Here is a 12,549-nt window from a genome sequence, read left to right on the forward strand (position 1 = left end):
GAGTTCTCAGTGGATAAAACCGCGGGGCAAATACACCAGGAAATAAAACGCGAACCACAGCCCGATCACGACAGCCACGGCGGTGCCTGCAATGGCAATGGCGCCACGCGGCCCTTCTCTCACGATGCGTGCCACGGCCTCCTGCTGCGCCGCATGCTCGGCGTCGTGATCGAGCTCATGGGCGTGATCATTGCGATCGTCGTTGGAATCGCTCATCGATTTTTCCTCATTCGGCCGGCACCGAACGCAAGTCATTGACGTCCTTGATGGTTACCGGCGTGCCGTGGTTACCCCAGGCGGTCCGAATGAAAGTCACCACCGCCGCAATTTCTTCGTCACCGAGTATCTGCGCGAACGGCGGCATCCCGTACGGAGCAGGATTGAGCGCCGTTCCGGGCGCGTACCCGCCGATCAAGACCATCCGGATCGGGTTGACCGCCGAGGTCATCTGGATCGACTGATTATTGGCCAGCGGCGGGAAATCGGGCGGCTTGCCGCGTCCCATGCCGCCGTGACAGATGGCGCATTGCGCATCGTAGACCTTGCTGCCCAACTGATACTGGTGGTCCGTCTGCGAGCCGGTCTTATTTGCGCCGGCACCGGCGGCCACCGGCGCCGGCGAAGTATCGGCGGTGCGCTGCGGCAACGTCTTGAGATACACCGCCATGGCGCGGATATCATCCGCGGAGAGGTATTGCAGGCTGTCGAACACCACCTCTGCCATCGGCCCGTACACAGCGCCACGGTGGGACACTCCGCTTCTGAGCAGGGCTTCGATATCCTCGGTGCTCCACTCGCCGAGGCCGGCTTCCTTGTTCGAGGTCAGTGAGGGCGCGTACCACGCCTGCATCGGGATCAATCCCCCTTCGAACGCCTGCGACTCCGAGCTGCCGCCCAGCGCATTAATGGCGGTATGACACATCGCGCAGTGACCCAGGCCCTGCACCAGGTAAGCACCGCGGTTCCACTCTGTCGACTGGCTCTTGTCGGGGACAAACTCTCCTTCGTGAAAATACAGCGTGCGCCAGCCCAGCAGCAAGGAACGGTTGTTGTAGGGGAAACGCAGTTCATTCGGTTTATTGCGCTGTTTGACCGGAGGAACCGATTTCAAATAAGCAAAGATCGCGTCCGAATCGGCACGTGTGACCTTGGTGTAGGAGCCGAACGGCATCGCGGGGTATATCAGGCTCCCGTCGCGCGATCGCCCGTTGTGCATCGTCGTATAAAACTGCTCGGCGGTCCATTTGCCGATCCCGTATTCCTTGTCGGACGAGATATTCGGTGTGTACAAGGTGCCGAACGGTGTGACCATCGGCCGACGGCCGCCAAACAATTTGTCTCCGGGCACCGTGTGGCACGCGATACAGTCGCCGGCGCGCGCGAGGTACTCGCCCCGGGCGATGACATCGGTACTGCTTTGAGCGGCATAAGCCGCGCTTGCGCTCACGCCTAAGACCGCGACTAGGTAAATGAAGCGGCTGATGAAATGAAAAGCTCGCACATGCACCCCGCTCATTTAGGTTCGCTACCGCAAGCGAGCGGCATCTTGATCGCACCGCGCTGGATGGGCGAGGCCGACGAGGGTGCCGGCTGCGACGACAGCCACGCCGCCACAGCCGTGACGTCGTCCTCGGTCAGGCGCGCCGCGACCTGTTGCATGCAATCGGGTGCTGCCGCCGTGCGGGTACCGTAACGCCATGCGCCCAGTTGCGAGCTAATGTATTGCGAATGTAGTCCGAGCAGGCCGGGGATAGCCGGTTCCATACCGGTCAGCGCCGCGCCGTGGCAGCTCGCGCACGCGGGAATAGCGTGGCCTGGGTCGCCGCTCGTGACCAGCATCTGCCCGCGGGCAAGCACGTCCGCGCCCACGCTCGGTGCAGGCAATGACGGAAAAGGTGGACGCTCTTGAGCAAAGTAATCTGCGATCCGCTGCAAATAGGGATCCGGCAGATAAGCCAGCAGGTAATTCATCGGCGGATATACACGCCGGCCTTGTTTGAACGCAAGCAGCTGGTTATAGAGGTAACCGGCAGGCTTGCCGGCCAGTCGCGGGAAATAATCGTTGTCGGTGCCCTGCCCCTGCTGCCCGTGACACGCGGCGCAGGCCATCACGCGCGCCTGCATCGTGTCCGGTGCGCGCTCGCTCGAGGCGTCCTGGGAGAACACGCGGCCCGCGGAGAAAATTAGCGATGCAAGAATCAGCCATTTAAGGTGACGTCGCACTTGGAAGCCTCGCTGGTCGTTAAACCTTGTTCTGCCCACGGGAGTGCAGTTGCGGCCTACGTGGCGTGGCGTCAAGCAGCTCGATGACAGTTCGTGTCACCGACCTTAATTATGGGTATCGACGCACATCGCCTGAAAACTGCTCTTGCAGCATAAGTCAGTATCCTGATATTAGCAATTCACCTCGCCCGGGGGCGCGCTATGTGCGTCGTCACGCAATGGTCATCATTGTTATTTGACCAGTCCGATCAGTGCCGTGTGCAGCCCAACCGAACTGGCCACAATGCCATCGGCGCCGAACCCGAACGCAGCGCCCGCGCAGTCGCTGAGCGCGCCGCCCGCCTCCTCGACCAGATGCGCGCCGGCAAACCAGTCGTAGATATCCCGGCCGGGCTCCCAGTAGGCATCCAGCCTTCCGGCCGCGACATAGGCTAGCTGTAGCGACGCCGAGGCCAGCATGCGAACCACGAATACCTGCGCGGCTACCCGCTTGAGCGTATCCGCGGCCGCAGGTAAGGCGGCGCCATCCGAGCTTGCGGCGATCGGCAAAGCCGTACCGACCACGGCACCTGCGAGCGCCGTCTTGGTCCCGGTATGTATCGCGGTGCCGTTCAGATACGCGCCTTCGCCTGAGCGGGCCGTGAACATCTCCTGACGCGACGGATCGTACACAAACGAGAGAACAACCCGGCCCGCGCTGACCAATGCCAGCGACGACGACCATAGCGGCAGACCTTGTGCGTAGTGATACGCGCCGTCGATAGGGTCGTATACCCAATAGGCGTCTGCAAACTCCGCACTCTGCTGCAAGTCGAGATCCATCTCCGCCTCTGACCAGGGGATCTCGGGATAGTGGGCGAGGAGCGCCTGTTTCAGCGTCGCGTCGGCCCAGGCGCTCGCCTGCTTGACTTGCCGGATCAAACTCGCGACATCGGTGCCGGCCAACGCACCTGTCTTCGATGCATGCAACTGGTCGGTCGCGCCGCGCAACAGCGCCGCGCAAATCGCTGGGTCGATAGTGTTCATGGAGAGCTTCCTTGGAATGATGTCAGTGGGCACGCTAGAACCCGTGTTCCGGGCTTGATCGGTGATAATATGAGCAAAAGCTCACTTTTCATACTCGCATTCCCCGCATGGCTCCCAAGCAAGCACGAACGCCCCTGGCGCCCCGTAAGACGCCCACGCAGCGCCGCTCCGCCGACACCGTCGACGCGATCATCGAGGCCGCGGCTCGCATTCTTGAAGAACAGGGTTTCGAGGGCTACACGACTAACGCGGTAGCGCAGCGCGCTGGCGTAAGCATCGGCTCGCTCTATCAATACTTTCCCGGCAAGGACGCGCTCACGAGTGCGCTGATCGAGCGCGAAACGACGGTGTTGCTCGCCAATATCGGCACGGCAACGCACGCATCGGATTGGGCAACTGGGCTGCGCGCGATGATCTCGGCGGCGGTAGCCCATCAACTTCAGCGCCCGCGGCTGGCCAGGTTGCTCGATATCGAGGAAAGCCGGTTGCCGATCCAACCGCGCAATCACCGTGTATTCGATATGGTTCAAGCGGCAGTCGTCGCGCTGTTGCGCATGAATCCGGCTTGGGCCCCGGCCGATTTGCCGGTCATGGCGTTCGACATCGTGGCCATGGTCAGAGGTTTGACCGATGCGGCGGGCGAGTGTGGTGGAGCGCGCGTCGAGGCCTTGGAACGCAGGGTCTTGCGCGCCGTGTTCGGCTATTTGAGTTGGGAAGAGCCGCGGTAAGCTGGGCGGCGCTGCGCATCTTGCAGGTGGCGCGACGCACTCGGGCCAGTGGCGCGGCACGCTTGAGCGAGTGACGCGGCGCGCATGGGCACGTGCGTGACCCGGCTGGCGGAAATGTCGGCGTGGATTTCGCGCTTCGCGCGGTGCTTGGGGTCTGAAGCGGCGCGCGACTTACGCGCACAAACGTGCGTCATAGCGACGATCACTATGATAAGCTCGCCAGCCGTATCCCTCAGAACACTTCCGGCATGGTCATGGTTGTTTTCAGTTGGCTGGGCGCATCCGTCGTCTGGCTCATTCCATTTTTTATAGAGCGAGCGCTGGCCTTGTTGGCCGGTGCGGCCGCGCGCGGCACTGGCACACTCCGGGTCTGGCTCGGCGCCGGGCTGACCTACGTCGCCAGTTGTGTCGCCGAGGCGCTTGCGACCGGCAGCGTTGCCGGGTGGCCCCACGGCGGCATCCTGGGACGTTGGCTGAGCGGTGCACTTAGCGGCGCGATTGGATGGCCGCTTTCGGTGTCTTCGTCTTTCATTGTGCTGGGGTTGGCGCTTTACTTCTACGTCGCAGGCATGCGAAGCCGGCTCGCACAGGGATGGTCTACCGAAGGCGGTCGAAATGCGGCGGAGAAATCGGCGCCGCGAGCCACTGGGTCCAATACGGGTTATTTCGCTGGCCTGCGTGCGTCTTCCGCTGGTGCTTCCGGTAGAGATCGAAATGGAGATCGAAGCGGAGATCGAACGCCAAGCAGGGGCTCAAGCAAAATTTCCACCGGGGCTCGCATGAGTTCCGGCCTGACGGTTCCGACGCGAGCGTCGATACGTGAGCACAGCGACGCGATGCAGCGTGGTCGTGGTTCCAAGACAGGCAACGCACGGTCGGCCACCACCAGCTCGGCGCGACCGTTGCCGACTAGCGCTGTTGGTAAAGCCGGTGCCTGGCAGGCGACGACGGGGAATGTGGCCGCGAAGCCGGTCGTCTCGCGCTCACCGATTAAGGCACCTGCTGTTTCGCCGTCTTCCACTTCAGCGACAGCTTCGACATTGACTGCTGCGCCTTATTCCGCCAAACCGTCTTCCTTTGCCCCCTCGTCTGTAGGGTCCTCGCCTGTAGGGTCCTCACCCGTTGCGAGACGCACCGATTCGAGGCCTGCCGCCGCGCGTGCTCCAACATCGGTCGCGCCGCTGACGCCACTTGCGACACAGTTGCCACCGCCGTTCCGGGTGCTTCCATCGGCCGGCGCGATGCTCCAAACACCTTCGGCGTCGACCGGCAAAACACAGTCTGGTTTGTCGTCTACGTCATCCGGTGCAACTGCGTCAGCTTCAGATGACGGCATGTCGCCGCAAGAAATCCGCGCGCGCCTCGCGGCGATTACGCAACGCGCTTCGCAGTGGGGCGAATTACCCGCTAAAGAGACGCCACCCGCAAGCGATGGCTCGCCGGAAGCGACCAACGCCTACGCGGGAGCGGAAACCGAAGCCAACGCTCGGACTGCCGCTGGAACTGCCGCTGGAACTGTTCTTGGAACTGTTGTTGTGAGCGCCGCCGCCGAACCCTTGCCGATGTCGGCACATTCGGTGGAAAGCTCGGATCAAGCGTTCCCAACAGCACCTAACGGTCTGCAGCAAAAGCCAGTGGCCAATCTGTCCACATCGCCATCGTCGCCTGTGTCCGAGCCATTTGCTCAGCCACCTTCGATCGAACCCGAGTCAATAAATCCTCCGGCTCATCAAGAGCCCACAGGATTTGAGCCCACGCGACTTGAGTCCCTGCACGGCCGCCGACTAGCCGCGGCAAACGACCCGGTCGCCCCGATGGCTCCATCCTTCTCCGGCGATATCGGTTTCCACCCCGCCCCCGACGACTTAGGCACAACGACGCCCCCGACAGCTCACGCCACGACAACCGCTCACGTCGCGATGACCCACGCATCGGCACTGCCGAATTCGTCCCCGTCGATTCCGTCGCCCGCGATTTCGTCTGCGTCGATTTCGCCGATGCCCCCCCTCGCAGTAGTTTCGACCACGCCGCCCGCCCCTGCGGCCGCGCCGATTCACGTCACGCCGATTCACGCCACATCGACTGACTCCACATCGCCTTACGACACCCCAGCGCCGCGCTCAAGCCACTACGCGCATTTTGAATTGCCACCGGTGTCCTTGTTGGCGCGCGCCACGGTCGAGGCCGAGCCGATCACGGCGCTATCGCTAGCGGAAAAAGGCGAGCTGATCGAACAGCGCCTGCGGGAATTCAAAGTGCCAGTCACCGTAATAGGCGCCGAAGCCGGCCCGGTGATCACGCGCTTCGAAATCGAACCCGCGGTAGGTGTGCGCGGCGCCCAGATCGTCGGCCTGATGAAGGATTTGTCACGCGGGCTGGGACTGACCTCCGTGCGCGTGGTCGAAACGATACCGGGCAAAACCTGCATGGGGCTGGAGTTGCCCAACGTCCAGCGGCAAACCATCCGGCTTTCGGAAATCCTGGAATCGCAAGCCTATCGCGATCACGAGTCGCCGCTGGCGCTGGCCATGGGCAAAGATATCACCGGCAATCCGGTGGTGATCGATCTGGCGCGCGCGCCACACATGCTGGTGGCAGGCACCACCGGATCGGGCAAGTCGGTCGCGATCAACGCGATGATACTTTCGCTGCTTTACAAAGCGACGCCCGACGATGTGCGGCTCATCATGATAGATCCGAAGATGCTGGAGCTATCGGTCTATGGCGACATCCCGCATCTGCTTGCGCCGGTCGTCACCGATATGCGGCTCGCCGCACACGCGCTGAACTGGTGCGTCGGTGAGATGGAACGCCGCTACCGCCTGCTGTCAGCCATGGGCGTGCGCAATCTGGCCGGCTACAACCAAAAGATCCGCCAGGCACGCGCCGCGGGGAAATTTATCGGCAACCCGTTCAGCCTGACACCCGATGCGCCGGAGCCGCTGGACACGCTCTCGCTGATCGTGGTGGTCATCGACGAGTTGGCCGACCTGATGATGGTGGCCGGCAAGAAGATCGAGGAACTGATCGCGCGTCTGGCGCAAAAGGCACGCGCCGCCGGTATCCACCTGATCCTGGCGACACAACGGCCATCGGTCGACGTCATTACCGGGTTGATCAAAGCCAATATCCCGACCCGCGTTGCATTCCAGGTGTCGTCGAAAATCGATTCCAGAACGATCCTCGACCAGATGGGCGCCGAGTCGCTGCTGGGCCAGGGCGACATGCTATTCCTGCCCCCTGGCACCGGTTATCCGCAGCGCGTGCATGGCGCATTCGTGGCCGACGAGGAAGTGCATAAGGTCGTGGAGTATCTGAAGCAATTCGGCGAACCGCAGTACGAGGAAAGCATCCTGGCTGGACCCACCGGCGAAGCCGGTGCCTCGGACTTGTTCGGCGAGGAACCCGATGCCGAGGCCGATCCGCTCTATGACGAAGCCGTGACGTTTGTGGTGCGCGCGCGCCGTGCGTCGATTTCCTCAGTGCAACGCCAGTTCCGCATTGGCTATAACCGTGCGGCGCGCCTGGTGGAACAAATGGAAAGCGCTGGGCTCGTGTCGGCAATGTCCAGCGGCGGCACGCGTGAAGTGCTGGCGCCTGGACCTTCTGATTAGTCACGGCATGTGCACGAGGGCATTATTCGCACAAATCCAATAGTGTGTTCGGATTAATCGGGTTTATCCGACACCTTCATCGTCCTAAGATGATTCAACTGCTGACGCGACGCGGTACACGCTTTGTGTTCGGTGCTGACTTCGCTTTTAGGATGATAAAAATGATCCATAACTTGTATTTGACTGGTGTGCTGTTGGCGGCCGTGGCTCTGTACTTGCTTCCGGCATTGATCGCCGACGACCGCAAACGCGCCGATACCTTGGCGTTGGCCCTGTTCAATTTCGCATTCGGCTGGACGGTGGTGGGCTGGGTGATGGCCTTGCGCTGGGCGCTGCAACCGGTCTCGCAAGCCGACGTGGCTCGCCTGGTAGTGATGACCCGGCGTGAAAAGACCGAGGCGCTGTTTGCGGCGATTGCAACGCGCGCACAGCGACGCGATGCGGCTCAGGGTGCAAACCGGGCCACCAAGACCATCTGATGGCGACCCGCTTGGCTGTGGTTGTCGATGGAATCGCGCTCGGCGTCATTGTCGAGCGTTGAGACTGCCACGATCGTCAGGATTGTGGCCGCAGGCGAGCACAGTGAGTGCGCAGTTAGTGGTTGGCCTGTAACGCCGGCACTCGCGCGTACACGTCCGTGATCCAGTCGATGAACAACCGCAGCTTGCGCGATAAATGCCGATTGGGCGGATACAGGATCGAAACCGGTCGCGATGGCGAGAGGCAATCCTTCAGAATCTCGCACAATTCGCCGCTCTCGGTGTATCGATCCAGCGAGTAATGCGATCCCTTCATGATGCCCAGCCCCGCGAGGCCACAGGCCAGGTAGCAATTCGCATCGCTGAGCGCGACTTGCCCCTTCATGTAAATCGACTCGATCTTGCCGTCGACCATGAAATCCCAGGCCTGGACACGCCCTGAAGTACTCGAAACGTAATTCACGGCGATATGGTTTTTCAAATCATCCAGCGTGGTCGGCGTGCCATATTTCTTGAGATACGAGGGCGCAGCCACGATCACGCCAGTAAAGCTCCCGATGCGCTTGGCAATCAGCCCCGAGTCCGCCAGCTCGCCGACCCGAATGACGCAATCCACGCCCTCCTCGACAATGTCGATCTGCCGGTCGGTGAGTGCCATCTCCACTTCGATCTCCGGATAGGCGTTCAGGAATTCCGGCAAAGCGGGAATGACGATCGTGTTGGCCATCAGCGCCGGCAGGCTGACTTTGATTTTTCCGCGCGGACTGATCTTGGCGCTCGATAACGAAGCTTCCATATCGTCGACGTCGCCCAGGACTTTTACGCAGCGTTCGTAGTAAATCTGGCCGTCTTCAGTGATGCTGATCTTGCGGGTGGTCCGGTTGAGCAGACGAGTGCCCAGATGCTCCTCCAGCACTTGCACGGTGCGCGAGACGCTGGGCGGGGGAAGCTGGAGCACATCGGCGGCTTTGGTAAAACTACCGGATTCGACCACCCGGACAAAGACTTTCATCGCACCAAACACATCCATTATCTTTCCTCTTTTTTTAATTGATATCGCCTCGGAATCCAGTCTCGATGCGGGTTACTGCGCGCGCGTGGGTTACAGCCCCAGTTACAGCCACAGCTGCAGCGCCCATTACAGCGCCCAGTTGCGGCCTGAGCCGCAGCGCTTACTTACAGCACAGTAGCGACTTCCCCCGCTACTTCAGCGACACCATGCCGGTCCGACGCATCGGGTGACACCGTTGGCATGCACGATTTCTCCGCGTCCTCGCGCCCCGATAACAACGGACATCCCTCGAACACTTCGGCAACCCAGTCGACAAACACCCGCACCTTGGGCGACAAATGGCGGTTATGCGGATAGACGGCGGAAATGGGTATCGGCGTGGGCCGCCACTGCGCAAGCACTTCCTTGAGCCGGCCTGAGCGCAAGTGCGGCAATACCATGAAGCTGGCCAGTTGAATCATGCCTAGCCCTTCGAGCCCGCAGGTGAGGTAAGCGTCCGCATCGTTGAGGGCCACCATGCCCGTCATTTTGACTTCAACCGGTTTGCCGTCGACCGTGAATTCGAAACCACGCGTGCGGCCCGTACGGCTGTGAAAGTAATTGATCGCGACATGCTGCTCGAGATCCGCCACGCTCAGCGGTTCGCCGAATTTGGCGAAATAAGCCGGGGTTGCGCAGGTGACTGTACGAAATGCGCCCACGCGGCGCGCGACCAGGCTCGAATCCTCCAGCGAGCCGACGCGGATGACGCAATCGACACCTTCCTGGATCAGATCGACCGGCTTGTCGCCCAGGCCTATCATCAGATCGATGTCCGGATAGCGGTTACGAAAATCGGTCAACGCGGGCAACAGCAGCAGGCGCCCAATCGAGCCCGGCATGTCCACGCGCAATTTGCCATGCGGCGGCCGGCTTCCATAGGCCAGCGACGACTCCGTTTCTTCGACGTCCGCGAGTATTCGTACGCACCGCTCATAGTAGGCGGCGCCCTCCGGGGTAAGGTTGAGGCGGCGCGTCGTGCGGTGCAACAGGCGCACGCCGAGCAAAGCCTCAAGATTCTGAATGACCGTCGTCACCGACGCTCGTGGCATATCGAGCGTGTCCGCAGCTTTTGAAAAACTGCTGCTGTCCACCACTCGAACAAACACCTGCATTGCCTGAAATCGATCCATAGTCCCTACCCCCGGGCTTTTTGCCCTTGCCGCGCTGCGCCGCGCTTATGCCACCTGTGCCACTCAAGCCACTCAAGCCACTCTTGCCATTCGTGCAACTCGATAAGCCGCGTGCCCAAGCCATTGTGCTTGGCATTGTTAGCTTTTGGCGAATTCTCCGGATCGATTATAGGGCTTTATGGCATTTTCCATTAAAGCCAAAATTCACGCGTAACCCGCACCGGCCCGTTGCGCGACGGCCATTGCGCCTGCCGCGCGCATGACATCGAGCCGTGTTATTCCCCGTCGTCGCGCAGATTCAAACGCAAAAGGACAGGCCTAACGCCTGGCGATTGTTCGCCACGAAGAAACAGTGTTTTCGGCTCCCCGGTCTTTATCCCAGCCGCCTCGATCACTACACTAGCGCTATCGAAATTTCTGATGCGAGTTCGCTTTTATAGTGAGTCGCACCTGATACCCCAGCGGAGTCCCACATGAAAACCTTGGTCGTACGAGTGCTTTATCGGCCCGCGCTGATATTGCCTTTGCTCGTACTGACGCAACTGATGGTGACGCTCGATTTCAGCCTGGGGCAAATAACACTGGTGGTGGTAGCGAAAGGGGCACGTTTTGTGTACCGTTGGGTCATAAGACTATCCACCTATACTTGGTTGCGGTGCTTGGCGATCAGCTTGCGCTCGCGCGCGCATTTGGGCGGCACGATACCCGACGGGTGCGGATGCAAAGGCTGATCGACCGTCGTCTCGATTCAACTCTTTTGGAAGATTGCCATGTCGCTCTCGATGTATCGTGCTTCAATTCCCGTTTTGGTCCGCATGCTGAATAATCTCTCGGCCATACTCGAGAAAGGGTCGACGCATGCTGCCGCAGGCAGTATCGACCCAGCCGAGCTTGTGGGCGCGCGCCTCGCGCCCGACATGCTTACGCTGGCCGGCCAGATACAGCGCGCCAGCGATAGCGCCAAAGGGGTCGCGGCTCGGCTGGCTGGAATCGAGAATCCGAGTTTTGCCGATGACGAAACCACGTTCGCCGATCTACAGGAACGCATCGCCAAGACTCGACGTTTTCTGGAGAGCGTCAACGCCGAACAAATCGACGGTAGCGCTGCACGCCCCATCGAACTGAACCTGGGCACCAAAGTGACGTTGCGTGGCGATGACTATTTGCTGAATTTCGCATTGCCGAATTTCTACTTTCACGTCACCACGGCCTATGACATCTTGCGCCACAGCGGCGTGCCGGTAGGCAAGATGGACTATCTCGGCAAAGTCGAGTAACCGGCTGGACATCGCACGGTCCGCCCGGGCCGTGCCCAACCCAAGCGGGGCGCGCGAGGTGCATCACTTGCACTCCCCTGATCGTGCGGGGGCATATCATGCACCACCACTCCTGTCTTACACGCACGCTGCTGTTGACCGTCTGCCTGGGCGGCGCCATGAGCACTTTTAGCCCCGCGTGTCTGGCACAAAGCAGCGACGAACAAGCGTTCATCTCCCATAGCAACGTGGCCATGAGCAAGATGATGGAGGGTATGGCGATCCAGCCCTCGGGCGACATCGATCGCGATTTTGTCGCATTGATGACGCCGCATCACCAGGGCGCGATCGATATGGCGAAAGCGGAACTGCGCTACGGGCATAACGAACAATTGCGCCGCATTGCGCAGCAAATCGTCGTCGAGCAGCAGCAGCAAATCTCGGCGATGCAACTTGCCATCGGCGGCCCGTTGCCGCCGCCTACGGCATCGGTATCGCCCGAGCAGCCTGGGTCCAACCCGGCGGCGATACTACCCATCCCGCATCCGAATATGTCTCTGCAAAAAGAGCCTTAATTGAGCCAACTGCTAATGTATGTCGCCCGATAGCCGCCCGGAAAGTCCTATTGGCGCCGGTCTTGCGCAGCGGCTGGCAGCTCGCCGAATATGTGTATAAAATAAACGTTATCGTCAATAAATTTTGATATAGCGTGAAAATAGGTCAATCAACTGCCATTTTGCCGTTTGCCGTCGAGGACGCACTAGGCGCGCTAGGCGAGCGGATCGCGGTCGCCCGGAAGGCGCGCTACTGGACGCAAGCGGACCTTGCCGCCAAGGCGGGGGTAGGCCTGAATTCTGTCGTAAATATCGAGCGCGGCGCATCCACCGTACAGATCGGGTTCTGGTTTCTCGTGCTGTGGGCGATGGACCTGCTCGAGGCAGTCGATGATATTGCACGTCTCGAGGACGATCCAGAAGGCATGGCGGCGGTGAAGAAGCGGCTCCCCCGCCGGATTCGAGGACGCTCGTGACGGCCGCGC

At 60.9% G+C, this 12,549-nt stretch carries 14 protein-coding genes; 7 read left to right on the forward strand and 7 right to left on the reverse strand.

The window, feature by feature from the left end; genetic code table 11:
• Window positions 1-6: 6 nt before the first annotated feature.
• From GSQ77_RS16090 to GSQ77_RS16105, 4 genes are all read right to left on the reverse strand, one after another.
• Window positions 7-216, reverse strand: coding sequence for a hypothetical protein (locus tag GSQ77_RS16090; protein ID WP_158903729.1), 210 nt, complete (start codon window positions 214-216; stop codon window positions 7-9).
• A 10-nt stretch (window positions 217-226) separates the two neighbouring features.
• Window positions 227-1,516 (reverse strand): cytochrome c, encoded by a 1,290-nt coding sequence (locus GSQ77_RS16095; protein WP_158903730.1) that lies wholly within the window; start codon window positions 1,514-1,516, stop codon window positions 227-229.
• Window positions 1,513-2,124, reverse strand: a complete 612-nt coding sequence (locus tag GSQ77_RS16100) for a c-type cytochrome (RefSeq protein ID WP_158903951.1) — start codon at window positions 2,122-2,124, stop codon at window positions 1,513-1,515. The genes GSQ77_RS16095 and GSQ77_RS16100 overlap by 4 nt, the downstream gene beginning before the upstream one ends.
• Window positions 2,125-2,454: 330 nt before the next feature.
• Window positions 2,455-3,249, reverse strand: coding sequence for an inositol monophosphatase (locus GSQ77_RS16105; protein WP_158903731.1), 795 nt, complete (start codon window positions 3,247-3,249; stop codon window positions 2,455-2,457).
• A 107-nt stretch (window positions 3,250-3,356) separates the two neighbouring features.
• Between GSQ77_RS16105 and GSQ77_RS16110 the strand changes: the two genes are divergently transcribed.
• The gene (locus tag GSQ77_RS16110; RefSeq protein WP_158903732.1) at window positions 3,357-3,977 is read left to right on the forward strand and encodes a TetR/AcrR family transcriptional regulator; all 621 of its coding nucleotides are present in this window, start codon (window positions 3,357-3,359) and stop codon (window positions 3,975-3,977) included.
• A 1,054-nt stretch (window positions 3,978-5,031) separates the two neighbouring features.
• Here the strand turns inward: GSQ77_RS16110 and GSQ77_RS29975 are convergent.
• Window positions 5,032-5,313, reverse strand: a complete 282-nt coding sequence (locus tag GSQ77_RS29975) for a hypothetical protein (protein WP_367889673.1) — start codon at window positions 5,311-5,313, stop codon at window positions 5,032-5,034.
• On the opposite strand from GSQ77_RS29975, the gene GSQ77_RS16115 reads away from it, so the two are divergent.
• Both GSQ77_RS16115 and GSQ77_RS16120 read left to right on the forward strand, forming a co-directional pair.
• A complete protein-coding gene (locus GSQ77_RS16115; protein ID WP_367889674.1) occupies window positions 5,312-7,591 on the forward strand; it encodes a DNA translocase FtsK in 2,280 nt (759 codons plus the stop codon). The genes GSQ77_RS29975 and GSQ77_RS16115 overlap by 2 nt on opposite strands.
• Window positions 7,592-7,752: 161 nt before the next feature.
• Window positions 7,753-8,070, forward strand: coding sequence for a superinfection immunity protein (locus tag GSQ77_RS16120; protein ID WP_158903733.1), 318 nt, complete (start codon window positions 7,753-7,755; stop codon window positions 8,068-8,070).
• Window positions 8,071-8,185: 115 nt separating this feature from the next.
• Here the strand turns inward: GSQ77_RS16120 and GSQ77_RS16125 are convergent, their stop codons facing one another.
• Window positions 8,186-9,100 (reverse strand): LysR family transcriptional regulator, encoded by a 915-nt coding sequence (locus GSQ77_RS16125; RefSeq protein WP_158903734.1) that lies wholly within the window; start codon window positions 9,098-9,100, stop codon window positions 8,186-8,188.
• Between the two features lie 146 nt (window positions 9,101-9,246).
• Window positions 9,247-10,254, reverse strand: coding sequence for a LysR family transcriptional regulator (locus tag GSQ77_RS16130; protein WP_158903735.1), 1,008 nt, complete (start codon window positions 10,252-10,254; stop codon window positions 9,247-9,249).
• Window positions 10,255-10,727: 473 nt separating this feature from the next.
• Here GSQ77_RS16130 and GSQ77_RS16135 point away from each other — a divergent pair, with 473 nt between their 5' ends.
• The 4 genes from GSQ77_RS16135 to GSQ77_RS16150 all read left to right on the forward strand — a co-directional run bounded on the left by GSQ77_RS16135 (window position 10,728) and on the right by GSQ77_RS16150 (window position 12,540).
• Window positions 10,728-10,985, forward strand: a complete 258-nt coding sequence (locus GSQ77_RS16135; protein WP_158903736.1) for a hypothetical protein — start codon at window positions 10,728-10,730, stop codon at window positions 10,983-10,985.
• A 39-nt stretch (window positions 10,986-11,024) separates the two neighbouring features.
• The gene (locus GSQ77_RS16140; RefSeq protein ID WP_158903737.1) at window positions 11,025-11,531 is read left to right on the forward strand and encodes a DUF1993 family protein; all 507 of its coding nucleotides are present in this window, start codon (window positions 11,025-11,027) and stop codon (window positions 11,529-11,531) included.
• 158 nt (window positions 11,532-11,689) lie between these two features.
• Entirely contained in the window at window positions 11,690-12,085 is a 396-nt protein-coding gene (locus tag GSQ77_RS16145) for a DUF305 domain-containing protein (RefSeq protein WP_254067670.1), read from the forward strand.
• A gap of 134 nt (window positions 12,086-12,219) precedes the next feature.
• A complete protein-coding gene (locus GSQ77_RS16150) occupies window positions 12,220-12,540 on the forward strand; it encodes a helix-turn-helix domain-containing protein (RefSeq protein ID WP_158903739.1) in 321 nt (106 codons plus the stop codon).
• Window positions 12,541-12,549: the final 9 nt, after the last annotated feature.

Origin of the sequence: Burkholderia sp. L27(2015) (assembly GCF_009765705.1) — a bacterium.
Lineage (GTDB): Bacteria > Pseudomonadota > Gammaproteobacteria > Burkholderiales > Burkholderiaceae > LMUX01.